Source organism: Nostoc sp. JL33 (genome assembly GCF_017114985.1).
Classification (GTDB): domain Bacteria; phylum Cyanobacteriota; class Cyanobacteriia; order Cyanobacteriales; family Nostocaceae; genus Nostoc.
In genome coordinates this window covers 1-25,945 of the sequence record NZ_JABXKP010000026.1, presented here as the reverse complement: position 1 = coordinate 25,945, position 25,945 = coordinate 1, and the positions used below count along the sequence as shown (strand labels likewise).

Here is a 25,945-nt window from a genome sequence, read left to right as displayed (position 1 = left end):
TCTCCTAAACGATACCCTTATCTTAAACAGTAAAGTAAATCATCAGTTTTCTTCGTAATTTTGCAACAGGGAAAACCGATTGTGAACAGTGAGTTATCTTCTCAACAAGTAAAAGACATTGGCGAACAAGGTCTTTTAGAAAGATTACAGCGCTTCTGTCCTCCAGAAATTATCGGTGATGATGCCGCAGTACTTGAAACTGCACCAGGGCAATCTTTGGTGGTGACTACAGATGTGCTGGTTGAAGACGTACATTTTAGTAAACTCACCACTTCCCCAGAAGATGCTGGTTGGCGAGCTGCGGCTGCCAATTTATCAGATTTAGCAGCAATGGGTGCTTCCCCATTGGGAATCACCGTCGGGTTGGGACTCCCCGGTGAAGTTAAGGTGAGTTGGGTTGAGCGACTATACCAGGGAATGACAGAATGCCTGCAAAAATACAATACCCCAATTGTCGGGGGTGATATTGTGCGATCGCCTGTGACGACTCTAGCAATTACCGCTTTTGGTCAAGTTAACCCTAGTCAAATTATCCGCCGTTCTGCTGCTGTTGTCGGAGATGCGATCGTCGTTACAGGTGTTCATGGAGCCTCCCGCGCTGGCTTAGAACTGCTCTTACATCCCGAATTAGGAGAACAACTCAACGACGTGGAAAAGACGGCTCTAATCCGCGCACACCAACGCCCACAACCACGATTAGATGTCTTACCAATCCTCTGGAAAATCTTCGATTCCCAATCCAAAATCCCAAATCTAAAATCCAAAATTTCTGTAGCTGGTATGGATAGCAGTGATGGTTTGGCAGACGCGATTCTCCAAATTTGCCGCGCCAGTGGCGTTGGCGCTGTCCTAGAACGCAGACAAATTCCCTTACCAAAAACTTTTAAGCATTGGCTGACAGAAGACCAAGCCCTAGAATATGCTTTATACGGTGGCGAAGACTTTGAATTAGTGCTGTGCTTGCCATATTCCTTAGCATCAGCCTTCGTACAACATCTTGGTGAAGGTACTGCGATCGTCGGCAGCATTACATCGGGATCAACAGTACTATTGCACGACGAACAAAAAAAATTTCCTGACCAAGTTCTGAGTCTTAGCCAGGGATTTCAACATTTTGGTCAATAGTCCTTTGTCATTTTTCTAATGACCAATGACTAATGACTAATTATTGCCACTTCTCGGCTACTAATTCAGCCAAATCCAAAACTCGTTGGCTGTAACCCCACTCGTTGTCATACCACGCCATAACTTTCACTAGGTCATTACCTAACACGAAAGTCAAGTTGGCATCCACAATCGAAGAAGCATCACTACCTTGATAATCGGAAGATACCAATTCTAGTTCGCTATAGTCCAAAATGCCTTTGAGTGGCCCTTCAGCAGCATCTTTAAGAGCTTGGTTAACTTCTTCAGTAATAGTACGCTTCTCAACTTGAACTACGAAATCTACCATTGAGACGTTCGGGGTAGGTACACGCAGGGCAACGCCATTTAGCTTGCCTTTAAGCTCTGGGATTACCAGCGCTACTGCTTTTGCCGCACCAGTGGAAGTGGGTACAATATTGATCGCTGCTGCCCTCGCCCGTCGCAAATCCCGGTGAGAAGCGTCTAGCAAACGCTGGTCACCTGTATAACTATGGGTGGTGGTCATCGTGCCTTTAATAATGCCGAATCTATCGTTCAACACCTTGGCGATCGGTGCCAAGCAGTTGGTAGTACAGCTAGCGTTACTGATAATGTGGTGTTTGTTGTGGTCATAGTCGTGATGATTCACACCAATCACAAAAGTGCCATCCTCGTTTTTACCAGGAGCGGTAATCAGAACTTTCTTGGCTCCAGCATTCACATGCTTGAGCGCTCCTTCTTTGCTAGTAAACACCCCCGTTGCTTCGATAATTAGGTCAATTCCCCAATCTTTCCAGGGCAACTTTTCTGGGTTGCGATCGGATACGCACTTAATCGTCTTACCGTTAACGATGATCGAGTTATCATCGGCACTAATCTCAGCACCCTTGATCTTCCCTAGCATTGAGTCATACTTTAGCAGATGGGCATTGGTTCTAGGGTCTGATGTGTCATTAATAGCGACAAGCTCGATTTTACTATTCTCTCTACCCACCCAGCAGCGTGCAAAGTTACGTCCAATCCGCCCGAAACCGTTGATTGCAACTCTAATCACAGTGTCTTGCCCTCTGTATTTATGCTTATATGTTCATATCGTTGACCCCAATCATATCGCAAAGGGGGGGGGCACTTATAACCATAAACTGTTAGATCAACAAAAAAACACATAATTTATTCAGATTTGTGGGAATAAAGATTGTTGTTAGTGATATATGATCTAACCGATTCCGGGACTAAATAACGAATTGACTGGTGTTCGCGGCAAAATTTGCGAATTAGACTTGACGAAACTCCTACTAAAGGTATATCTAAGAGTTGCCAGTGTATGGTATATGACTCCTCCCTGATTTCTTTCTCCACTTGCTTGCAGATTAATTTGCTTTGAGTTATAGTCTCACCACCTAGTAGTCGGGGTGCGATTAACCAATCACACATTTGTGCTAGTTCGTGTCCACGATACCAACGGGGTAAGGTTTGGAAAGTATCCAAGCCGACAATCCAGTACCAGTGAGTATTTGGATAACAAGCAGATAAGTCGAACAGGGTGTTAATGGCATAAGAAGTCCCAGAGCGATTTGCCTCCACTAGTGAGGTAGTAAACGCTGGGTTATCTTTTATGCCTAATTGCAGCATTTCCAGACGATGCTCAAACAAAGCTGCTTCTTTATGAGGAGGATTTAGGGATGGCACCCAAATTACCTTTTCAAGGGATACTTGATGCAAAGCTGTCTCGGCTACGAGCAGGTGTCCCCAATGAATTGGATCAAATGTGCCACCAAAAATTGCAAGTTGTTGCATCCAGTTATGCCTGGGTTTTATGCAATTGAAAAATAGTTTCATTACCAATGTACTATTGTACTGAATTCACGCCTAGACTTGATGCAATTTCAAATCAGTTTCACTAAACAATGTATTATGTAGCCAATTCCAGTAAGGTAGCCAAAAATATGTATTTGACATTACAAGAATTTTTTTCCCGATGTGACCAAAATTTTCAGAATAATCTTAAGAACAGTTCAAAAATAGCAAAAACCTCCAACCAAGGTAAAATCATTCTGAACAAGGAAAACCAGAGCACAAATATGATTCGGACATCAAACATGAACATGATATAGAAGCAGTTACGGTAAAAATCAAATTCCTGTTATGATACGCGTGTCATTTGTGATTATGGTGTGATGTGGTGTAAGAGGAGCAATAAATGACTAATTCTGTAGATTTTAGTGGTAGACCATTTCATTTCATTGGCATCGGTGGTATAGGTATGTCTGCTCTGGCATACGTTCTCGCCAAGCGTCAATTTCCAGTATCAGGTTCGGATCTTCGTCCTAACCACATTACGCACAAGTTGGAATCTATCGGTGCTCATATTTTTGATAGACAAGAGGCAAGCAATCTCGAATTCTTTCACCCTCAGGTATTGGCGAATGCAGTAGTATTAAATTCACAAGAACAATTACCTACTGATACTAAGTCAAAACTGCCTCAAGTCATTTGTTCAACAGCAATTAACACGAATAATTTAGAATACAAAGCAGCGCTAGAATTAGGTTGTCCAATTTTACATCGTTCAGATGTACTGGCAGCTTTAATTGCCGATTACTATAGTATTGCAGTGGCAGGAACACACGGCAAAACTACAACCAGTAGCATGATTGGCTATATGCTTCTGCAAGCAGGTCTAGACCCAACGATTTTAGTAGGTGGCGAAGTCAATGCTTGGGAAGGTAATGCTCGGTTGGGACAAAGCCAATATTTGGTAGCCGAAGCAGATGAATCTGACGGTTCCTTGGTAAAACACGCTCCAGAGATTGGCATCATCACCAATATTGAACTCGATCATCCTGACCACTACGATACATTAGAAGAAGTCATTGACATCTTCCAGACATTTGCTAAGGGTTGTAAAACCTTAATAGGTAGTATTGATTGTGCGACAGTGCGCGATCGCTTGCAACCGACAATCAGCTACAGCTTACACTCAGATACAGACGCTGATTACACCGTCACCAATATTGATTATCGTGCTGATGGCACCACGGCTTTAGTTTGGGAAAGAGGCAAAGCTTTGGGCGTGTTGAAGTTGCGGCTGCTCAGTCGGCACAATCTCAGCAATGCCCTAGCAGCAGTGGCTGTTGGTCGCGCCTTGGGCTTAGAATTTGGAGCAATTGCCAAAGGTATCGCCACCTTTGAAGGAGCAAGACGCCGCTTTGAGTTCCGGGGTGAAGTTGATGGTATTACCTTCATTGATGACTATGCTCATCACCCCAGCGAGATTCGCGTGACTCTCGCCGCAGCCCGTTTACAAGCAAGACCAGGGCAAAGAGTGGTTGCCATCTTCCAACCCCATCGCTATAGCCGGACACTGACCTTTTTAGAAGAATTTGCCGAGTCCTTTACCCATGCTGATTTGGTTGTCCTGACTGATATTTACAGTGCAGGTGAACCTAATTTAGGGCAAATTAGTGGTGAACATCTAGCGGCGGAAATTGCTAAACACCATTCGCAAGTAGTTTATCAGCCAACTTTACCCTCAGTGTATGAGTACTTGCTACAAACGCTACGCCCAGGAGACTTGGCGCTGTTTTTGGGGGCTGGGAACTTGAATCAGGTGATTCCTGAAGTAATTACGACACTTTGCGAACCGGCTAAAGCCACATCTTAAGTGGAGGCTTTGCGAAGTTTTATTTCTGAGCAAAGCGCCCGTCTAGCAACGGTTCGGTAGTTTAACTCTATTACCGTATCTTTGCGGTAAATAAATGTAAAAATTTTACCAATATAAAGTAAAAATGACAATTTCCCAGGCAGCTGGAAACGTCTGCACAGCTTCTGCTTTGAATACAAAGAAACACCAAACAACTAATCCGGTGGAGAGTGAAGTAATTTGCTTACCCAATACTGATTGTGCGATCAAGCCCCAGGCTTGCTTGTCAGCGTTTACTTCCTATAGAGTTGGGGGAGCAGCTGATTTGTACGTTGCCCCCCGAAACTTAGAAGCACTGCAAGCAAGTCTTAAATACGCAAAAGAACGTGATTTAAAGGTGACAACACTGGGAGCCGGTTCTAACTTGCTGGTGAGCGATCGCGGTATAACAGGTTTAGTCATTGCGACTCGTCATCTGCGGTTCAGCAACTTTGACCCAGATACAGGTCAATTAACCGTTGCTGCGGGAGAATCAATTCCCAGCTTGGCATGGGCAGCAGCAGAATTAGGTTGGCAAGGATTGGAGTGGGCTGTTGGCATCCCTGGAACAGCAGGAGGTGCCGTGGTGATGAATGCCGGGGCACACAATAGCTGTATCGCAGATATGTTAGTTAGTGCCCAGGTACTTTCACCCGACGGTACACTGGAAACTCTCACCCCGGAACAGTTAGGTTATAGCTACCGGACTTCATTATTGCAAGGTGGCGATCGCATAGTCACCCAAGCCACCTTACAACTTGCGCCAGGTGCCGACCCAGCAAAAGTTGTGGCGATCACCAAACAACACAAAAAGCATCGGTTGAGTACCCAACCATACAACTTTCCCAGTTGTGGCAGTGTGTTCCGCAATCCCAAACCTTATACTGCTGGCTGGTTAATTGAACAAACTGGGCTGAAAGGCTACCAAATTGGTGGGGCACAAGTAGCACTACTCCATGCTAATTTTATCGTTAACCGTGGTGGTGCAAAAGCTAGTGACATCTTCTGTCTGATTCGCCATATCCAACATCAGGTACAAGAACGTTGGTCTATTAATTTAGAGCCAGAAGTCAAAATGCTCGGAGAGTTTCAAGCTGCTTGTGGGTAGTGAGTGGGGGAGTAGTAGTGCTGAGTAAAGAAGTACTGTTAGCGGATAGCTAGGGTTTAGACCGTGCTGAGTGGAGAATCTTACTTCTTTATTCAGGAATCGGAACTCAAAAAAGAGGAACTGTTTTGCCCAATGCCCTGTTTGGCCAATTCCCTACTCCCTATTCAAGAATGCATTTATTATTGGTAAAAAAAGAGGCAAATTACTTACCGCATCTATAATTGAATTTGATTTGTTATTCAACGCACACGCGTACAAATAATTATGACAGGAAAAGGACAAGGATTCGGCTTTGGCTTAGGGAAAATGAAGGAACTGGCTGAAGCTTTTAAGAAAGCGCAGCAAGTTCAAGAAGGCGCAAAGCGACTTCAAGAAGAATTGGAGCAAATGGAGATTCAAGGAGAATCTGGCGGTGGTCTGGTGAAGGTGATAGTCAGTGGGAACCAAGAACCCAAGCGGGTGGAAATTTCTCCAGAGGCTTTCGGGGAAGGTGCAGAAGTGCTTTCCGATCTCGTGACAGTGGCAATGAAAGAAGCCTATACCAAGTCCACTGCAACAATGCGGGAACGTATGGAAGAATTAACCAGTGGACTGGAACTTCCTGGATTTTAGTCAAGAGTCATTGGTCATTCTTACAAAGTTCTGAGCGGAGGAAACCTCCGCTCAGACTTTGCGCTTGGTCATTGGTCGAAGGACAAGTGACAAATGACTATTGACAAAGGACAAAAAATATCTATGCCTTACAAGTTGCTGTTTGTCTGCTTAGGTAACATCTGCCGATCGCCATCGGCAGAAAACATCATGAATCATCTAATTGAGCAGGCTGGCTTCAGCCATGGCATCCTCTGTGACTCTGCTGGTACATCTAGTTATCACATTGGTAGCCCACCTGACAGACGCATGAGTGCTGCGGCTGCTACAAAGTTGGGAATTAAACTGCGTGGTCGAGCACGTCAGTTTCAAAAGTCAGACTTTCAAGACTTTGATTTGATTTTGGCGATGGATCAAGAAAATTATCAGAACATCCTCACTCTTGATCAAACTAAGCAATATCAGCAAAAAGTGCGTTTGATGTCCGAGTTTTGCTCTCGACACACCCTGAAGGAAGTTCCAGATCCCTATTACGGTGGTCAAGAGGGGTTTAATCAGGTTATTGATTTACTGATCGATGCTTGTGAAGGTCTGCTCACATACGTTACCAGTCAACAACCAATAAGCTAAAGTTATGAGTTATGAGTTATGAGTATGAGTTAGGAGTTAGGAGTTACCTTTTCTCTTCTTAACTCCTCACTCTTGACTTTTAACTCCTCACTTTTTTTGTTGTAGGGATTGATGCGGGAATCTCCTCCTTAATTGCTACCAGCGACGGGGAGAAGATTGCCAATCCCAAGCATTTCAAGCGTCTTAGGCTTAAGCTGCGACAAGTTCAAAAAACCTTGAGCCGTAGAGTCAAAGGTTCCAACAATAGAGAAAAAGCCAGACGTGAGGTTGCCCGGATTCAAGCAGCTATTGCCGACGCTCGAAAAGATTTCCTTCACAAGCTGACGACTCGATTGGTACGCGAAAACCAAACGATTGCTGTCGAGGATTTGGCTTGTTGCAACATGATCAAGAACCATAAATTCGCGATTGCGATTGCTGATGCCAGTTGGGCTGAGTTGATTCGTCAGTTGGAGTACAAAGCAGCGTGGTACGGTCGAACGCTGGTTAAAATTGACCGTTGGTTCCCCAGTTCTAAACGCTGTGGAAACTGTGGTCATGCTGTAGATAAATTGCCGCTTAATGTTCGGGATTGGGATTGCCCAGAATGTGGAACTCACCACGACCGAGACATTAATGCCGCACAAAATATTCTCGCCGCAGGGCTTGCGGTCTTAGTCTGTGGAGCGAACGTAAGACCTGATGGGCATAAGTCTATTGGGCAGTTGCAAAACTCTCGTAAGGGAAAGAAGCAGAAACCTAAATCGTGAGGTTTAGGAATCCTCGTGCGTTTACGCCGAGGAGGATGTCAATCCACCAGACCATGCTTAATCGCAAAACGCACTAATTCGGCTCGGTTGCTGGTTGAGGTTTTTCTCAATAAACTGCTAACGTACTTTTCCACTGTTCGAGGACTCAGGTGTAGCTGATGACCCATTTCGGCATTAGAAAGACCATGAGTCAATAACTCTAAGACTTCCTGTTCTCTATGAGTTAGGGGTGAGTGCAAGTGAGATTTCTGAATTTGAGTGGACAAAGAATTATGGGCATCCACTGCTTTTGTCGAGGCGGAAATGCCCAAACTCTCTTTATGAGAAAACCGATACTCCGATTGAATGATTTGCGATCGCTCCAAAAGATTGCGGATTGCTGCTGCTAACTCTTCGAGTTCAAAAGGCTTGGGTAAGTATAAATCGCACCCTGACTGGTAGCCCAGAATTCTTTCCTGGGTCTTAGTGCGTGCTGTTAATAAAATTACAGGCAATAAACGAAACACTGGTTGTTGACGCACCCGGCGCACTAGTTCATAGCCATTCATTTGTGGCATGACAATATCCGTGACAATCAAATCAGGATGATACTCATCCACCATAACCAAAGCCTCTTGACCGTCATTAGCCGTGATCACCGAGTAGCCAGACAGTTCAAGATAGTCGCTAACAGACAGACGAGTGCCCAAATCATCATCCACTATAAGAATCGTCAAGGGCATGGACAATACACCCCTAGCATTTTTGAAATCAAAAATTTGCTTTTACGCGCTCCATCAATGAACACAGGTAAGAATAGTCTTGTTATGTTTCATACTATGACAGGATGACCAGCTAATAAATGCCTCAAGGCTAATTTATAAAGAAAATCTTAAATCTTTAGGTTTAGTTAAAGAAGTCTAACTCACCTTTGACTCCCTCTGCTTGGGAGACATAGAGAGCTTTGTAATTTTGAACAACTCATCAATACAGGCAGACTAAATGTTCATTATATCACTATACTGTGAATTTTTATTAAGTTAATCAATAATTTTCCAAAAGCTAAGTACAGCTTTGCCTAAGTTTGTAGCGAATGAAATCAAACAAACTTTGCGCTCCTACCTGGGGGAAGGCGTTCGCGTAGCGTCTCGTAGAGAAGCGCCTATGCGTTTAAATTTCAATCCTCAATTCGTCGCCACGAATTTCTTTTCATTGTGTACTTAGACTCCCGATACCAACTCTCTTGTCTGCCTTGTCCCCCTTCCAATCCCTAATGTGCAGCCACCATAAATAGGTACATGACTACGATGAACGTGCCCAGTGTGTAACACGCCAAATCGAAATAAAAGCAAATGAACAAATTAAAGCACCTAAATTCCATTTTATAGAATTTCTAATGAGTTCTTTGTGTGTATTATTTTGTACTACTTGAGATTGATTATTAGTGTTTTTTTCTAATTGCCCAATTTCTAATAAAAGTTGACTTTTCACCTCTTGAGGATTTTTAAACTTTGGCGTATTCTCTTGGGGGTTTAAAGATTTTATGATTTGATTGATATCTTGGTTTGTTGTCGCCTTATTCAACACTTTCTTAATTTGTTGGATTTGGGTAATTTGTTGTGATGAATGATTTGTAATTTGCACCCGATTTTGATGATCGATACGGAAGGTATTATTAATTCCTAAAGGCAACAGCAATAAAAATAAAATGCCAGCTAATAGAGCAGCCCATGAAATAAAATTTAATAGATATATTTCTATTTCTCTGCGATAATTTATTTCTCCAAAAAATACAAGTATTGATCCTATTAAAGGTAAAGGTGCATGTTCTACTAGCGCTCCAATCATTTGAAATTCCCAGACAGCATTAGTAAACTGAAAGGGAATAAAAATATTGACAACATCAATAAAAGACAATATTAATAATATGTAACCAATGAAGCGCAAATTAAAAATAGAAGACCAGTAATCTTTTCCTAATTTATTCATAATTTATTCATACTTAACTAGTTATGTTTGTTGAAATTTAATGTTTAGGAAAGCGAGGACTCCACCAACGATAACAAGATAGCCAAGCTTTTTCCAAGAATTGATAGGCACTTTGAGAGTCAGCATTATTTACAGGAATGGATAAATGTGCCCATAAACAACGTCTATCTAAAAAGCTTTGTTTGCCAAGTAACCAAGGGAAAAAACGATTGAAGCGAATATTGTAAATCTGCCTATTGTGAAGAAATTGTTCTGTAGTCACTGTACTATCACCTTGGGGATTTATACAGCTACTTAGATAAGCCTTATTTTGATAGGTAAACAAGCCATAATATCCTATCCCTAGCTGCTGGCGTACTGTTTTAAATACCTTACCAGGAGGCAAATTTATAGTCGTATTATTTTTTATTAGTCCTTCGACGTTCCCTGATGTACCTACCACATAACGCATCTCTATATCCAGAGGAATGCTGTTATAACGATATTGATAGCGCCTACCAGCAATGACAGCATCATATTTTCTTGATTCTTGTACCACTTTATCAATTAATAATTGACTTTCTAAGATTTTCCCGTCTGTTAATAATACATTGGGTGGAAATACAAAGTTGCTAACTTTATGGCTAGCAGCATCAGCATCAAATATTAACTTGCCTAAGGTAAAAAAAACCCCAATACAAGTGATAGCCAGCAATGAGATTCGGATATTTACCCAAAATCTCATTTCTTTTTTCCATTGAGAAAATTTAATCATGCTGGTTTGTTTTCTCTTAGTATCCAATGGCAGACAAACCCGAAAGCTAAAATCGAAATTGTAGAAAATATTTGACTTCCAGATTCTCCATGCCAGTATTCAAATCCTTGATGATTGGATGCCACTAGCAATGTCATCAATACTAATCGGAAAATGTTAATAATAAATGCTAGGGATACAGCCAAAATTGGTAACATAATTTTCTGAAATATATTAATAGGAAATACTAGAATAAAAACCAGTGATAATTGTAACAATAATAATATGGCATTTAAGCCAGAACAACCAGGATATATCTCGATGCCTCCTGTGGGAAGAATGACGTTCACGCCTTGACGATATACGGCAAAACCTAGATACCAAAGCACAAAGTTTGAAACCTTAGCAGCTAATAAACTAACATCTACCTTGGCTGCAACTAACGATATGAGTAATCCATCAGATAAGGACATAACCAAAATTATAAATTCTTGCCAGTATTGCTTTAATCCTTTAATTCCTGATGCTATTAAAGCCAGCCCTAAAAATGAAAATAAAGCAAATATTTTGAGAAAAAAAGATTCAAACCAGAACAACGATAGACTTTTGATTAAGATAAAGCTAATTAAGAGTAAGCCAATTAAAGTAGAAAATAAATCGCTTCTTAGATTAAGGTTATGCTTTTTTTTCCAAATTAAATATAGTATAGCTGTCAAAAATAAACCTCTGAGAGTTAAAGCATCAATACTACCAATAAATTTCCAATTTAAATCGAGTTGAATGATTGTTAAACCAAGTGCGATCGCAGATAGCCAAAAGTTTGATTTTTTTAGCTGTTCTATAATATCAAAGCCAGATATTTTCATGACTTTTTATTTTTCAACAAATGATTTATAGTACTCACAGCCGCTAATGCCAAAATACCAACAGTGGGTGAAAATTCGTAGGGTACGCCAGCAGTGTTAGTGGTAAGAGTTATAGATTGAAGGTCGATGTTAGCTCGTGCAGACGTAGTATCATCTCCGAAAAAAAGAAAGTTAGAAGTTCTATAAACATCATTTCCAAATCCAGTAGCTGTGGTGTAGTCGCGTAGCAAACCACTCAAGAGAGTAGTCGCACCATTAGTTAACGTATAGTTGTTACCAGAAATGTTTAAATTATAAGCAGTGAGGCTTGATAGCAAACTGGAAACGCCAGTTTTTTGTTCAGCAGTGGAAATAGAATTAAAAGAGGAGTTAACCTGAGTAAAAATATCATTATTTCTAAAACCTATTTCTATTCCTTTTTTGTCACTACTGAGAGCTATGACGCTGAAGCCAGCACGAAAAGAGCCATTAGTTCCATCGTTGACTTGAGAGTTAATCCTCACAGTAAAATTCAGGTTATAATCGGCATTTCGATCTAGAGAAGGAAATGATGAGTTAACCAGGGTAGTAGGGGTAATGACAGAAGAAGAAACTGGCGGGTTAGCGACATTATAGTTGCTATAGCCAGCATATATATTGTTGCTAGAACTGCTATCTAAATTTGTTAACCCACTACTAACACTTTGTGTTCCACCATTGGGAGAGCCAAAATTTAGCCACGGGGATGGTGGATTATATTGATTGGGCGTGACACCTGATGCGCCATCATAAAGAGTAATTACTCCAGCCATACTGCGGTTCCCTGTCAGTAGCATGGTCAATCCAACGCTAAAAACAACTAATTTGTTTCTCATGATGATATATGTATGTAGATAATTACGGCAATCTGAAAACAGATTAAATCTCATTGTCAGTAGACCAAAGAGTTCTGCGATGTCTAGCTTGGCTACGCCTACACTCAAAAATATTAGTTTACGATCCCGTTTTTTGGAGGCTGCACAAAAGCTGATTACCTGGGATTAATCATAAAATTAGCTTATGAATGAATCACCCAGAATCAATCTAAACCAGCCTTAGGTAAGATAAACTTCACAGACGATTCCATAGTTGCAGTCTATGGTTTGACGCAAAAACTCAAACATCCATCTGTTTACCCTCAAACAGATGAGAGAAAACTGATCTTGAACTTCTCTTTAAACGAACGACACAATGTTAACTTCTCAAGAAGTGATTGTAAAGAGGTGTATTTGTAAGTTAACTCGACTAAATCCGGGTAACAGAGGGGTTGCATTTGGGACAATTATTTTGGTTTATTTTTTATCTGATCAGAGTAATAAAACACGGTTAGGGACTTCCAAATAAAAAAATATTCAACTAAGTAGCTGGACAAAAATATTTACAATCATTGCTTCTCCGTAGTAGTACGTGACGATCACAATGACATTGTGTAATTAATTTTTCGACTACTTAACTTACTTCTTGTGGGGTAGTCCGAAAAGATTGGATAATTTTAGGGCTTATGCACTGTACAAATTAACCATAATCTGTATTACGCAAAATCAACGTTTCAGGCGCTGAATACAACCATGATTTGATCACATATTGACTGTGTTGGGTGTTAAATATGCCTCAAAAGCCCAAATTTCGTATAGTACATATGTATGATGCGTAATTCCTAAATTTATATTTCTTTCTGCAAGCTCGAACTGCCCTCAGCAATAACTGCCTTCTCTTGTAAATAGAGATAACAAATGGTTATATTAGCAGCTAAGAGGACGTTGATTTGAGTTAAAAGACATTGCAGCAGCGATGCCTACGGCTGGCTACGCCTACGCTATGATATTGCTAAATTAACTAAGGAAATTAAAATCAAGGCCAGCTAGCTGCAATCAACAATGGTATCTATTGCTACTTGATTCTTAGATAATCAAAACCATTGGACACGCTTATTATTGGTGTCAGCTAACTTAAAGTTGCCAGAAAAGTTTTAATTACGAACTTAGAAAAGTTAAATTAGTGATATACAGTTCAGCATTTATAGCGGTTATAAGATACAGCCTATAATTCACAAGGCAATCGAAATAATTTTTTAGGTACATTTAAAGCACACAAAATTATCAATGAGCGACAAGAGCGACAGTTACAAAGTTATTAGCGACAACCGCCAAGCCCGTTATTTGTATGAAATTCTAGAAACTTACGAAGCTGGAATTGAGTTGACAGGAACCGAGGTGAAGTCAATTCGTGCGGGTAAAGTCAATCTCCAAGATGGCTATGCTTTGCTTCGCAATGGTGAAGCATGGTTGATCAATGTGCATATCTCGCCTTATAACGCTAGTGGACAATATTTTAATCATGAACCACGGCGTACACGCAAGCTGCTGTTGCATCGCAAAGAACTCCGCAAGCTAATTGGCACAGTAGAACAGCAGGGTTTAACTTTAATCCCTTTGAAAATGTATCTCAAACGCGGCTGGGTAAAAGTGAGTATAGCCCTTGGCAAAGGTAAAAAGCTCCACGATAAGCGAGAAGACCTGAAACGACGCCAAGACCAGCGTGACATTCAACGGGCAATGAAAAACTATTAAGGGTTAGTGTAGCGAAACTACATACGAGAGTGAGAAGCGGATTGCTGCCAAAAGCATGTTGTATATCCACAGCATGAGTTCTGAGAATGCCTAGTTTATAGCCATAGATTGATTTTGCTAACGTTGAAACTCGATATAGTAGTGAGTAACTTCGGATGGCATAAAGAATTGTCACAACTTATGAAAAGTAATTTCATTACAACTGTTGGCGCTGGCGTTCTCAGCTTGAGTATGGGAATTTTACCCTTAACTCTATCCGCACAAGCTCAGACGACTGCTGACCCCGGAGCCACTACTGCTCCAAGAACGACCACTTCCACTTCCACTTCCGATGATCGCAACGGTTTTGATTGGGGTTGGCTAGGATTAATTGGTCTAGCTGGTCTAGCTGGTTTGACAGGCAAAAAGCGTGATCAGGAACCGACCGCTTATCGCGACCCTAACGCCCCAGGTACCAGCACCTATAAAGACTAGACGATTCAAAATTCACTCATTTGTCAGTTGTCAGTTGTTCAGTAGAAAAACAACTGACAACTTATTGATCTTAGTTGAGTGCTGGTTCTGAGTTAGATGAATTTGTCTGGTTTTGAGCTAAAGGTGTCCAGTAGCTGGCAATTAAGGCAACGATAAGCCACCAGAGGGTATTGACTTCAGGACGATACCAAACAGTATCTACGGTGCCGTGAGCTAGCATACCCAACAAAATAGCGATCGCTCCAATTAACCAAAATCCCTCTACACTTCTCAATTTTCGCAATCGTCGCACTTGCAAAAATGCCGTATTAAATGTGACAATTATCAGCCAGAGAAAGCAGGCTAAACCAACAAAGCCAGTTTCTACAGTCACTTCAAATAAAATTGAATAGGCACTCAAAGCAGTGTAACGAGGGTGTTGGTAGAGGGGATAAACTTTATTAAAAGAGCCGTGGCCGGGGCCAATGCCGAAAATCGGGCGATCGCGAATCATCTGAAAAACAGCATCCCACACATTTCGGCGAAAATTATTACTGCTATCTTGACGGTTAGCAAAAATGCTCAACACCCGCAGGCGGACTGGCTCTACAAATATCACTGCTAGCAGTAATACTCCAATCAAACCTCCCAAGACAATCGGTAGCGACCAAGTACGCCAAAAACGAGGCATTTCCACGCTTTTCCAATAAACTAGCAAGGCCATCACAGCCAAAAATGCCACCACTAGTCCAATCCAACCGCCACGGCTAAAAGTTAGGATCAGACAAGAAGTATTGACAATCAACATCGTTAATGCTAAGGCTTTTTTAGGCCAGCTTTGCCATGCAAAAATTGCCACTAGGCTAAAAATTACTGCTGGTAAAAGGTATCCAGCCAATAAGTTGGGATTACCTAAATAACTGTAGACTCTTGTAGTCTTAGACATCGGAGATTCTGGATCAACCCAAGTTGCCAGTGCTGTGGCTCCAAAAAACCATTGCCGCAATCCATATACACTGACAATTAACGATACGTGCAGGTAAAGGATGATAATCCAAGACCGGAGGCGAGGCGACCTCAATACCCTGGCACAAAGGGCAAATAGTAGCAAATACAAGGTCAACGTTCCCAAGTCGTTAAGCGCCGCCTTTTTCACTGGTGATAATGCTGTTGCGACTGCGGCAATTCCCCAGTAAAGCAATACCAGCAGGTGAATGGGAGTGACTGACGAGACATTTGCTGGTGTGACTTGATCAGATAAAGTCAACAACAGCCAAAATCCCACACAAGCCACCAGCAACAAGCCCACCAATGTACTCGAAGCAAAAGGTGCAAGGGCATATATTAAGCTGAGTAAAGCAGCTGCGATCGCATCTCCCCACTGGAGTAAGATGCTGGTTTGCCGCCAAGAACTTAACAGTCCGACCAGAGAACGATGTACGTAACTGGTAGCAAGATATTCTTTGAGCGGTAAAGATGATAAAGTAAATCGTTGCCAGACTAAATTCATAAAAAACATTGCGATCAATTAGTCTGCCGACGCAGAACTTGGAATTGATCATAATGCCTATGGCTATAAAAAGGTAATAACAGAGATTGCACATCCTGTAATCCACCCTTATTCCTAGCCATCAGCCACTACTTTAATCCGAAACCACTTTAGCCAATACTAAGTTAAGATAGCCCTTCAAGTACTTAGTACACAACAAATAGATGGAAATTACCTTTTTCCCAATCCCTACTTCCCAGTTACCATAGACTATCAACTGTCACCTGTTCTTTATATATTGTGATCAAACATCGCTAATTAGTTGTGAGGGAGTCGTCAGTTGCAGTGGCAAAGAAAGCACATAACGATATCCTGATTCTGGCGAACCTTGAATCAAAATTTGTCCACTATGCAACTCTGCCAGTTGACAACTTAGTAATAGACCCAAGCTTTCACGAGAAAGACTTCCATGTGATTTAGCTAAATTTATACCTGAACTAGCAGCAAAGGATTTGGAGTGGGAATCACTCAAATTTTTTGAATTGTTCACTGTTACTGATGAAATATCTGCTTGCTCTTGGCTTTCTGCATGACTATTGTAAGTTGCTACCTCACCTGTTAGCTCCAGCAGCGATAAAGAATTAAGACGGAAATACGGATCAACCTCAGTTATGCCGTCCCCTAGCCAAGGATGGGAAACCCAAATAGTAATGTTGAGCGTATCTTCCTTGTAAGAGACATGAATGCGAACAATGCTACCTGTAGCCGCAAGTTGAATCACACTGAAAACCAGGTGATAGAGCATTTGCCGCACCTTCTCTTTATCTAAAGGTAAAATGCGATTGCGTCCCGGTTCTATAGAGAGGCGAATATCTTGCTCGCGGCGATTAGCCACTTCTTCTAGGGTATTGATAGCTTGTTGACACAGCATTTCGATATCCACAGGAACTACATTCAGCACAGTGGAGTTTTCATCCGTAGCTCCTAGTTCGGTAATTTCGTTTACTAGGGAAAGTAAGTACCGACCACTGTGTTGGATAATTTCCAAATATTCTCTCTGCTTACTCGTCAAAGGGCCATAAATCTCACGTCCTAAAACACTAGCCATACCGAGTACAGATGTTAAGGGTGTACGTAACTCCTGAGTTAGCTGACCCAAAAGTTCCAGTTTCACTTGCTTGGTAGAAACAGATTGGCTATCTTTAGTGGGTGGGGTGATTTTAATCTCAGCGTTACGTTCCTCATTGAGTGAAAATAGAGGAGCGATCGCCGGAGTCCTTGATTTGAGTTTCCCTTGCAGGAGTCGGTTACGCTCAAATTCACTCATGCTCCAACGGGCGATGATTTGTAAAAATTCAATGTCTCGCGGTGTAAAATTGCGCGGCATCAAATCCATCACCGCCAATGCACCCAAACAATGTCCCTCAGCATCAATCAGTGGCGCTCCTAAGTAAGCACGAATACCATAATCCTGCACCAACTTGCTGCTAGCAAGGACTGGATCTGTAAGCTTATGTGTATCATTAATTACAAATACTTGAAAACTCTCTACTACCTGAGTACAAAAGGATTCCCGGCGTGACAGTTGGCGGCTTTGTGCCAAATGATTCATTAGTCCCAGCCTAGATAAACCCACCGCCGACTTAAACCAGTGGCGTTCTTGATCCACAAATCCCAATATGGAAATTGGTGCTTCCAAAAAGTGGGCAGCAGTCTGCGTGGCTTCTTCAAAAACCGGAATCGTTTCTGGTTGCCGCAAACCTAAATCTGACAAAGCTTTGAGGCGTTGTTGTTCTCTTGATTCAGGAGAATCCCAACCATCCTTTAGGGCAAATAATTTGTTTTCAGGCTCTAACATTGCCACTGCTACCTTAATAATTTCTCGATCCTGTAATTGATACAAGTCCTAATTTCTAGGTTATCAATTCCTATCTTTAAGCATTCCCTAATTTTGCCTCTGACAAACAAGTTTGGGACAAAAATTTTTTACCCCTTCGATTCAGTCGGCAACGCGCTCTTTACCACTTAGTATTTACTGGTGCTGAATGTTCTCTATTTAGCATGAGTGTAGTTTCTCTTGCTTGAGATTTTGCCATCAGGCTGCGTTAGATTTTGATTCAGTCAGGGTAAGCTAATGCTAAGGATACAAGACTAAAAGTCTGTCATTCTTTATGTACAGAAGGGAAAATCCTCTGGACATATTCAGCGTAAATTTACTTAGAATTAGTATAGTTATGTAAACTTTAGAGCTAATTTTGCTGATGGCAGCTAGACCGATCGCTGACAATCCTAGATAGTTTATATAACTCTTGATCGGATAGATTGAACCTATTACAATTTAACGCTGAAAATTGTGCAGGCTTTTCTCTTTTTTGCATACTTTGTAAATCTCTTTTTGAGGACAACTGGTAATGAATAAAATGACTATTAGAGTTCCTTTTGTAGACTTGAAGTTACAACACGAACCAATTCAAACGCAATTACAAGATGCAATCCAATCTGTATTGGAACGGGGAGATTTTATTTTAGGGCAAGCACTCTCAGATTTTGAAGCAGCATTTGCGGCAGTGTCTGGGGCAGAATATGGAGTTGGTGTGGCATCAGGAACAGATGCGATCGCTCTGGGATTGCAAGCGTGTAATATTGGTGCTGGTGATGAAGTAATTTTACCAGCAAACACATTTGTAGCAACCTTAATTGGGGTGCTACGCGCTGGTGCCAAGCCAATTCTGGTAGATTGCGATCGCCAAACAGCTTTAATTGATTTAGAGTCCGCAGCAAAGGCAATTACGCCTCATACCAAAGCAATTATCCCTGTGCATCTCTATGGTCAAATGGTATCACCACGCCAGTTATTGAACTTTGCCGATACCTACAAACTACTAATTTTTGAAGATGCGGCACAAGCACACCTCGCCCAAAGAGATGGATATCACGCTGGTTCAGTCGGAATAGCAGCAGCTTTTAGTTTCTATCCCAGCAAAAATTTGGGCGCATTTGGGGATGGAGGAATGTTACTCACACGAGATTCAGATGTAGCTCAGAAGATGAGGCGCTTGCGAAATTATGGGGCATCGCAAAAGTATTTTCATACTGAAGCAGGTACGAATAGCCGCTTGGATACTTTGCAAGCAGCAATCTTGCACAAGAAACTACCATATTTGCCAGAATGGAATCGCGATCGCTTGGCTATTGCCCAGCAGTATGATAGTGAACTAGCGCCCTTAGCAACTGCTGGGATTATTCCGATGGAAAATCAAAGCGGTACAGGACACGTTTATCATCTTTATGTAATTAAAGTTGATGATTCTTGCCCAATAGGGCGCCAGCAACTTGAGGGAAAACTCACAGCAGTGGGAATTCAAACTGGCATTCACTACCCAATTCCTTGTCATCTCCAGCCAGCATTCACCAACTTAGGCTATCAGCTTGGAGATTTTCCCCAAGCCGAAAAACTGTCAAAGCAGATATTATCATTACCGATGTATCCTGGTTTGAGCAGTAGTCAAATCAAAGAAGTTGTAGCAGCGATCGCTCATGCAGTCTCAACGAGTTATAAAACAGATGAACCCTCTCCTGCTGACCTTAGCAGCGTGGTAGTCTGAAATAAATTCATACCTAATGTGCGTCTAAATTACACATTTTTTTGTTAACAGTGTCATTTGTTCTTTATTCTTTGCTAATCACAAATGACAAATGACAAATGACAAATGACCTAAGTTTTTGAATTACCTAAAATCATGGCACTCCAGCAACAGATTAAAAACAGAGACGCATCAGGCTTATTAAATCTAGCTATTTTAGGCGTTTTGCTGCTGCTTTATGCTCCAATATTGCTGCACTGGTTGGATGGTTGGCTAAACAAAAATATCAGTACAGAACACGAATATTTCAGCCACGGGATTATCGGTTTACCATTTGCTGCTTATCTGGGCTGGATGAACCGGAAAAAATGGAAACGTTTGCCAGACACCAGCCATCCTTTGGGCGCTGTTTTCTTGTTATTAGGGGCAGTGTTTTATCTTAGCGGTGTTACAGAGTGGGTTAACCTTTCCTTGCCCGTTATACTGGCAGGATTATGCTTGTGGTTTAAGGGAATATCAGGTTTGCGATCGCAAGGATTCCCCCTGCTACTAGTATTTTTGGCAACCCCAACAGCAGTACCCTATCTGATTGCTCCCTATACCTTCCCTCTCCAAAGCTTCATTGCTGGCACAGCAGGCTTCATACTGAATCAATTTGGTATGGAAGTAACCGTGTATGAGACAAATCTCTACGTGGGAGGACGGATTGTGGAAGTTGCCCCCTATTGTGCAGGGCTGAAAATGTTGTTTACTACTCTCTACGTAGGCTTGATGCTGCTTTATTGGACAGATGCTTTGTCTTCACGTCGCACAACTATATCATTTTTATGTATTGCTGCGATCGTTAGTACTACTGCCAATATCATCCGTAATACTTTACTGACTTTCTTTCACGGCACAGGTCAAGAAGCGGCTTTTAAATGGCTGCATGAGGGTTGGGGTGGTGATCTCTACTCTGCTTGTATGCTGGTGTCATTAGTGCCCTTACTGAATTGGATTAATAGCTATTTTTCAGCATCTCTAGAAACACACCAAGAAGGAGAAAGTTAGAATCACTGGGCATTGGGCACTTGTACTGAGCGAACGCGCAGAGCGTCTCGTAGAGAAGTCGTTGGCGCAGCCTCTCGTAGAGAAGTGTTGGGCATTGAGCATTGGGTATTGGGACTGAATTCTTTCCAATAAACAACTCCTAACTCCTAACTCCTAACTCCTAACTCCCCATTACCCCTTATCCCCAGAGGGGACCCCACCTTCCCCACTCCCCACTCCCCACTCCCTTAATTTTTCGTCGCTGATCCGTTAGTCATAAATATTACTGAACTCATAGTGTGATTTTATAAAGTAAAATTTTGCCTAAGTATTACAATTTTTACTGATGATTTCCTTCTCCAAGTTTTTCAAGGAAAACCAATTGAGTCAGATAGCAGCACTTTTGTTATTACTACTGCTGCTAGCAATAGGAGGGGTTCCCGGATACCTGACAGGACACTGGCAATGGAAACAACCGCCACCTGTTACTACCCTCAAGGAATTAAAACAGATCCGCAACACTGGGTTAACTCTTCCTGGTTGGCAAACGACTGAACAAGCAGAACAGGAAATTGGCGAACATAAATGGTCTTTGCAGGTAATTAAAAAAGAAGGTTCCCAATCCCAGGCAATCCTGCTTTTGCTGCCGCAAAATGGGCCTATGGATCAACCAGAGGTAGAGTGGACAGAGGTTAACGGCTGGGGAAGGTCACGCTGGGGAAAGTGGGATATAGCTCAATCTCGCTCTGCTGAATTTACTGTCAAACCGCCTGCAAAGTTGACTTCTAATGTCGAAACCAAAGTAGAAGCTAGGTTCTTTCGCGCCTCCACACCACAGCAAACCTTCGCTGTCTTGCAATGGTACGCTATGCCAGACGGTGGAAATCCATCACCTTTACACTGGTTCTTGGCGGATCAATTGGCACAGTGGCACAAGCAACGCACTCCTTGGGTAGCCGTCAGTATTCTGATTCCAATGGAACCTTTGGGGCAGGTAGAAACATCTTGGTCTTTAGCCCAGTCTATTGGGGAAACAGTGCAAGCAGTATTGATGGCAGGCCCTTTGTAGAGTCTGTTATAGATAGCTTTGTGCAGAGATTCATCAACAGGATCTCAATAAATTGCCTTCAGGCTGAAACTGAGCTAAAAGATGTTAACAATATTAATTATGAAGTTAGAAATAAAATTTTGGTAAACTCTCCTGTTCTTCTTGGTAAATACTTGCAGATAAAAGACATATTTAGGACATTGATAGAGTAAAATAACCATTCCGCGCGACTAATTTCTATATCAGTATTTCCTGCACCGATGTTCATGGATTCCAGTTATTATATGCGTGGATTCAGCGCCCTGTGTTTTGTCAGTCTTCAAGTAGGAGTTTTCTTAACAACACCTATCCAACTTGTCGTTGCCCTGCCTTTTCCATCTCAAGGACAATCACCAGGGCAACCCCCCTCGCCTCTGCCAGGTACTGAGGTTGTGCCTCCAGGTGCAAATGACGAAATTTCCCCCCAACTCAGCCGTTACCTCTTGGGGCCAGGAGATGCAATTGGCGTTGTGCTTCAGCGTCCTCCTGGGCCATACCGATTAGGAATAGGAGATGGAATTAGCGTTTCGGTTCAGCGCTTTCCAGATTTGAGCTTTCAAGCTTTAATCAACCCAGAAGGTAACATTGTGGTGCCGTTACTAGGAACAGTTTCCTTACAAGGTTTAACTTTGCAAGAAGCTCAAGAAAAAATCCGCTTGGGTTTAAATCGTTATGTCGTTGACCCAGTAATAGTTTTAGCCTTAGCAACGCAGCGTCAAGACATCAGTTTTCAAGCTGTAATTAGTCCAGAAGGTAATATTGTGGTGCCGCAAGTGGGAACCGTGTCATTACAAGGTTTAACCTTGGAAGAAGCTCAAGAAAAAATTCGCTTGGGTTTGAGTCGCGTTTTACCAGATCCAATCGTGGTAGTATCCTTGGCAGGGACACGACCAGTTCAAGTTACCATTAGCGGGGAAATATTTAAACCAGGAATTTATCCGATTAATTCATCAACACCCCGCGTTGCTGATGCCCTGCTAATATCTGGTGGTTCAACGTTGAATGCAGACCTACGACAAGTGCAAGTACGCCGGAAGTTAATCGATGGTTCGGTGATTTCACAAACTATTGACTTATATGCAGCATTGCAAAATGGCGGTTCAATCCCTAATTTACGCTTACAAGATGGAGATGCAATACTCGTGCCGCGTCGTGAAGTCGGTAATGATGATGCTTATGACCGCAATTTAGTAGCACGTTCATCCTTAGCTACACCACAGATTAGAGTCCGAGTTTTAAACTACGCTGGGGGAGGTCTTTCCACTCAAGCGTTGCCTAACGGCAGTACATTTGTAGATGCTTTGGGAGGAGTAAATCTCGACGCTGCTAACCTCCGGGATATCGCTCTGGTTCGCTTTGATTCTGAACAAGGTAAAGCTGTTACCCAGAAACTTGATGCTAAAAAAGCTCTAGGCGGTGATGCATCTCAAAATGTGTCGCTTCAAGATAATGATGTTATTGTTGTTGGTCGGAACCTCATCGGTAAGATTACTAACTTACTGACTACGATTACCCAACCCTTCTTCAATGTCCAATCCTTTCTCCAATTTTTTAGAAACGTCGGTGGCAATGGATCAAATTAGTAATTATAAAATAAGGATACAATCTGGAAATAGTTGTGAGTAGGAGAAAGGTACATCTCGAATTTCTGTTTGAATTGATTAATGGAAAAATATTAAAGATATCAACCGATAAATACAGTAGGAAGTTGAGAGCGTTCTTGTATCAAAGCCACTATCTTTAGTTTGGTGCTTCCTAATTTTGAATTTTGTTAGCCCGGCGTTAGCGAGTCCGCGTAGAGAGCGCGTCTTGTAAAGAGCGTCATTTTGAATTTTGAATTGGAGCGAAGCGACCATGACCCCACCAATTGTTAAGCGCTATCTTATTGCTTTTGAGAAGTACAAGTGGATTGGACTAGCTAGTTTTGCTTTAGTTATAGCAGGGTCAACTGTGGTGGCTATGCAACCAGAGCCACCTACTAGTTATATAGGATCTGCTGCACTTACCTATAGTGGCCCACCAGTTTCTTTCTCTACAACTGGTACTCAAATCCAACAGCAAGGAAAGGAACTGAATGAGGAAGCTTTACTATCAAACCAGATAATTGCAGGAGTGGCAGAAAAAGCTGGTGTCCAACCGAAAAAGCTCGCTAGCAGTATTGCCCTTACTTTACCTAAAAAAAACCCCAGGACTGGAGAATATGAATCTAGTATCTTGGATTTGAAATATGTAGATACTGACGCCAAACGAGCTATACAGGTCTTGGCGGAATTGATGCAAGCAATGATCAAGTTGAGCAGCGATCTCAATACTGGGCGATTACAGGCAATTATTCAAAAGATTAACGATCGCACACCACAAGCTAAACGGGAATTGCAAATTGCTGAAAAGAAGTTGGAACAGTACGATCGCATAGAGCGAACAGCAATATTGGCAGCAGAGAATGGCAGCTTGTTAAGCGCCATTACTGCCAGCCAAAATCTGCAACGGCAAATTCAATTAACTATTTCTGGGGTTGATGGTCAAGTTCGCAGTTTACAAAATAAGTTAGGCTTGACAGTCGGACAGGCTTATACTTCTTCTGCTTTGAGTGCCGATCCAATTATTGGTAGCTTGCGAACGCAAATTTATCAAAGTGAGTCGCAAATCGCCGTACTCAAAAAAGATTTGCGACCGGAACATCCAACGATGGTTCAGTTGCAGCGTCAGAAAGAAGCTGCTGAGGAATTGCTGCAACAACGTGCAGGTGAGGTGTTAGGCGGTGAAGGTACGGCGGCTCCGCTTCCGGGTAGGATTGCAGGTATTCGCGCCCAAAGTAGCTTAGATCCAGCACGTCAGCAGCTGGCAAACCAAATGGTGACGTTGCAAACCCAAGGGGAGACGCTGCAACAACAACTAGCCCAAGAAATTCAACAAGAAGCGCGACTCCGGCGAGAGTATTCTCTGATACCGAATAAGCAATTAGAGCGATCGCGTTTAGAACAGGAGGTTATACTCAAAAAAGCCATCTATGACCAAATGCAGGCGAAGCTAACCGATGCTAAAACCGCAGAGGCAGAAACTACTAGCAGCCTCAGCATTGCCAGACGCCCCACAGTCGTTGCCGATCTCAAACCTCCTAAGAGTGTGCCTATTACACTTGCTGTGGGTGGTTTCTTAGGTGTGTTGATTGGTGGCGGGGTGATATTTTTGTTGGGAGCGATGGAAAGTACTTTCAAAACCAGGGAAGATATCCGCGATAGCCTCAAGCAACGGGAAGTGGCACTGTTGGGAGAATTGCCTTTAATGCCAGTTGATGATTTGGATCTTGAAGCTGTGCCTGTGCTACTTTCTGCCGATTCTCCTTATTTAGAATTTTATGAGAAATTCCGTAGTAATCTGCGCCGGATTGGTGGTAAAAACTTAAAGGTGGTGTTGATTACTAGCACCAGTAGACTAGAGGGGAAAACGGCAAGTGCATATAACTTGGGTATAGCTTCAGCCCGTGCTGGTAAAAGAACCTTGATTATCGAAACAGATTTGCGATCGCCTTCCCGTTGTACATCCCTGAAAGTAATTCCTGACCCCTACGCCACTATTGAACCCTTGCGTTATTACGCTAACTTAAGTGAATGTATTCGTTTAGTTCCTGATGTGGAAAATTTATACATTCTTCCCAGCCCTGGCCCTGTGCGGCAATCAGCTGCTATTCTTGAATCTAGCGAAATGCGGCGGCTGATCGAAGATGTCCGCGAACGTTTTGATTTAATTATTTTAGACACTAGTCCTCTGAGCATATCCAATGACCCTTTGTTAATCCAACCCTACAGCGATGGGATCGTACTAGTGGCGCGACCACATTTTACAGAAGAGAACATGCTAAATGAGGCTATTGATCAATTGGTTGAATCGGAACTGGGGTTATTAGGAACAATTATCAATGGCGCTGATATTATTGTTTCTCTACCTGAACAAGTTGAACAATCATCAAGATTTACATCTGAGGCACAAGAATCAGAAGAACTTTCAGCAGGTGCCAGCAAAAACTAATAGTTTCCAAATAGTGAATTGCCAAGTTGGAATTGCTTGTACAGCTTTGGGTAAAACCTTAGCGAATTGAGGGTGGAAATTTCAACGCCAAGAGGAGACAACGCGGTGAGCCAGGCGCTAAGACCCGGATTTCTCACGAGCGAGAAAAAAACATCTGGATTAGCCAAACTTAGGATAAATTAATTGATACATTGTTAAATTAAGCGTAGATTAAAATAATTCAGCAGTAAAAAC

22 protein-coding genes are annotated in these 25,945 nt (G+C 42.2%); 13 read left to right on the top strand and 9 right to left on the bottom strand.

Annotated features, from left to right (window positions below):
• The first annotated feature begins 81 nt into the window (after positions 1 to 81).
• Positions 82 to 1,125: a thiamine-phosphate kinase gene (gene thiL / locus HWQ23_RS06045; protein ID WP_292824976.1), complete on the top strand. Its 1,044-nt coding sequence runs from the start codon at positions 82 to 84 to the stop codon at positions 1,123 to 1,125.
• 40 nt (positions 1,126 to 1,165) lie between these two features.
• Here thiL and HWQ23_RS06040 read toward each other — a convergent pair whose 3' ends face one another.
• Positions 1,166 to 2,179, bottom strand: coding sequence for a type I glyceraldehyde-3-phosphate dehydrogenase (locus HWQ23_RS06040; RefSeq protein WP_292824973.1), 1,014 nt, complete (start codon positions 2,177 to 2,179; stop codon positions 1,166 to 1,168).
• Positions 2,180 to 2,295: 116 nt separating this feature from the next.
• Entirely contained in the window at positions 2,296 to 2,922 is a 627-nt protein-coding gene (gene nadD, locus HWQ23_RS06035; protein WP_292824970.1) for a nicotinate (nicotinamide) nucleotide adenylyltransferase, read from the bottom strand.
• A gap of 403 nt (positions 2,923 to 3,325) precedes the next feature.
• Between nadD and murC the strand changes: the two genes are divergently transcribed.
• The 5 genes from murC (at position 3,326) to HWQ23_RS06010 (ending at position 7,885) form a co-directional block, all read left to right on the top strand.
• Positions 3,326 to 4,789 carry a UDP-N-acetylmuramate--L-alanine ligase gene (gene murC / locus HWQ23_RS06030; RefSeq protein WP_292824966.1) on the top strand — a complete coding sequence of 488 codons (1,464 nt, stop codon included), beginning with the start codon at positions 3,326 to 3,328 and terminating at the stop codon, positions 4,787 to 4,789.
• Between the two features lie 124 nt (positions 4,790 to 4,913).
• A complete protein-coding gene (gene murB, locus HWQ23_RS06025; RefSeq protein ID WP_292824963.1) occupies positions 4,914 to 5,915 on the top strand; it encodes a UDP-N-acetylmuramate dehydrogenase in 1,002 nt (333 codons plus the stop codon).
• Positions 5,916 to 6,179: 264 nt separating this feature from the next.
• Positions 6,180 to 6,527 carry a YbaB/EbfC family nucleoid-associated protein gene (locus tag HWQ23_RS06020; protein WP_292824960.1) on the top strand — a complete coding sequence of 116 codons (348 nt, stop codon included), beginning with the start codon at positions 6,180 to 6,182 and terminating at the stop codon, positions 6,525 to 6,527.
• Positions 6,528 to 6,650: 123 nt separating this feature from the next.
• On the top strand, positions 6,651 to 7,136 hold the full coding sequence (locus HWQ23_RS06015) for a low molecular weight protein-tyrosine-phosphatase (RefSeq protein WP_292825290.1): 486 nt from the start codon (positions 6,651 to 6,653) through the stop codon (positions 7,134 to 7,136).
• Positions 7,137 to 7,243: 107 nt separating this feature from the next.
• The gene (locus HWQ23_RS06010) at positions 7,244 to 7,885 is read left to right on the top strand and encodes an RNA-guided endonuclease TnpB family protein (RefSeq protein WP_292825287.1); all 642 of its coding nucleotides are present in this window, start codon (positions 7,244 to 7,246) and stop codon (positions 7,883 to 7,885) included.
• Positions 7,886 to 7,923: 38 nt separating this feature from the next.
• On the opposite strand, the gene HWQ23_RS06005 is transcribed toward HWQ23_RS06010, so the two are convergent.
• From HWQ23_RS06005 to HWQ23_RS05985, 5 genes are all read right to left on the bottom strand, one after another.
• Positions 7,924 to 8,607, bottom strand: coding sequence for a response regulator transcription factor (locus HWQ23_RS06005; RefSeq protein WP_292824957.1), 684 nt, complete (start codon positions 8,605 to 8,607; stop codon positions 7,924 to 7,926).
• Positions 8,608 to 9,166: 559 nt separating this feature from the next.
• On the bottom strand, positions 9,167 to 9,853 hold the full coding sequence (hpsJ-A, locus tag HWQ23_RS06000) for an HpsJ-like protein, cyanoexosortase A-associated (protein WP_292824954.1): 687 nt from the start codon (positions 9,851 to 9,853) through the stop codon (positions 9,167 to 9,169).
• Between the two features lie 37 nt (positions 9,854 to 9,890).
• Positions 9,891 to 10,607: a cyanoexosortase A system-associated protein gene (locus HWQ23_RS05995; protein WP_292824951.1), complete on the bottom strand. Its 717-nt coding sequence runs from the start codon at positions 10,605 to 10,607 to the stop codon at positions 9,891 to 9,893.
• Positions 10,604 to 11,452 carry a cyanoexosortase A gene (crtA, locus tag HWQ23_RS05990; RefSeq protein ID WP_292824948.1) on the bottom strand — a complete coding sequence of 283 codons (849 nt, stop codon included), beginning with the start codon at positions 11,450 to 11,452 and terminating at the stop codon, positions 10,604 to 10,606. The genes HWQ23_RS05995 and crtA overlap by 4 nt, the downstream gene beginning before the upstream one ends.
• Complete coding sequence (locus HWQ23_RS05985; protein ID WP_292824945.1) at positions 11,449 to 12,306, bottom strand: PFE-CTERM domain-containing protein; 858 nt, start codon at positions 12,304 to 12,306, stop codon at positions 11,449 to 11,451. Before HWQ23_RS05985 ends, crtA begins: the two co-directional genes overlap by 4 nt.
• A gap of 1,266 nt (positions 12,307 to 13,572) precedes the next feature.
• On the opposite strand from HWQ23_RS05985, the gene smpB reads away from it, so the two are divergent.
• Together smpB and HWQ23_RS05975 are read left to right on the top strand one after the other, a co-directional pair.
• Positions 13,573 to 14,040, top strand: a complete 468-nt coding sequence (smpB, locus tag HWQ23_RS05980) for an SsrA-binding protein SmpB (protein WP_100900463.1) — start codon at positions 13,573 to 13,575, stop codon at positions 14,038 to 14,040.
• 180 nt (positions 14,041 to 14,220) lie between these two features.
• Positions 14,221 to 14,514, top strand: coding sequence for a WGxxGxxG family protein (locus HWQ23_RS05975; protein ID WP_292824941.1), 294 nt, complete (start codon positions 14,221 to 14,223; stop codon positions 14,512 to 14,514).
• A gap of 70 nt (positions 14,515 to 14,584) precedes the next feature.
• On the opposite strand, the gene HWQ23_RS05970 is transcribed toward HWQ23_RS05975, so the two are convergent.
• A complete protein-coding gene (locus tag HWQ23_RS05970; protein WP_292824938.1) occupies positions 14,585 to 16,003 on the bottom strand; it encodes an IctB family putative bicarbonate transporter in 1,419 nt (472 codons plus the stop codon).
• Positions 16,004 to 16,286: 283 nt separating this feature from the next.
• A complete protein-coding gene (locus HWQ23_RS05965; RefSeq protein WP_292825284.1) occupies positions 16,287 to 17,840 on the bottom strand; it encodes a GAF domain-containing sensor histidine kinase in 1,554 nt (517 codons plus the stop codon).
• 562 nt (positions 17,841 to 18,402) lie between these two features.
• Here HWQ23_RS05965 and HWQ23_RS05960 point away from each other — a divergent pair.
• The 5 genes from HWQ23_RS05960 to HWQ23_RS05940 all read left to right on the top strand — a co-directional run bounded on the left by HWQ23_RS05960 (position 18,403) and on the right by HWQ23_RS05940 (position 25,711).
• Complete coding sequence (locus tag HWQ23_RS05960) at positions 18,403 to 19,587, top strand: DegT/DnrJ/EryC1/StrS family aminotransferase (RefSeq protein ID WP_292825281.1); 1,185 nt, start codon at positions 18,403 to 18,405, stop codon at positions 19,585 to 19,587.
• A gap of 135 nt (positions 19,588 to 19,722) precedes the next feature.
• Positions 19,723 to 20,616 (top strand): cyanoexosortase B, encoded by an 894-nt coding sequence (gene crtB, locus HWQ23_RS05955; protein WP_292824935.1) that lies wholly within the window; start codon positions 19,723 to 19,725, stop codon positions 20,614 to 20,616.
• A gap of 325 nt (positions 20,617 to 20,941) precedes the next feature.
• Positions 20,942 to 21,664 carry a cyanoexosortase B system-associated protein gene (locus HWQ23_RS05950; protein WP_292824930.1) on the top strand — a complete coding sequence of 241 codons (723 nt, stop codon included), beginning with the start codon at positions 20,942 to 20,944 and terminating at the stop codon, positions 21,662 to 21,664.
• 263 nt (positions 21,665 to 21,927) lie between these two features.
• Positions 21,928 to 23,265, top strand: a complete 1,338-nt coding sequence (locus tag HWQ23_RS05945) for a polysaccharide biosynthesis/export family protein (RefSeq protein ID WP_375466529.1) — start codon at positions 21,928 to 21,930, stop codon at positions 23,263 to 23,265.
• A gap of 271 nt (positions 23,266 to 23,536) precedes the next feature.
• Positions 23,537 to 25,711 carry a GumC family protein gene (locus tag HWQ23_RS05940; RefSeq protein WP_292824923.1) on the top strand — a complete coding sequence of 725 codons (2,175 nt, stop codon included), beginning with the start codon at positions 23,537 to 23,539 and terminating at the stop codon, positions 25,709 to 25,711.
• Positions 25,712 to 25,945: the final 234 nt, after the last annotated feature.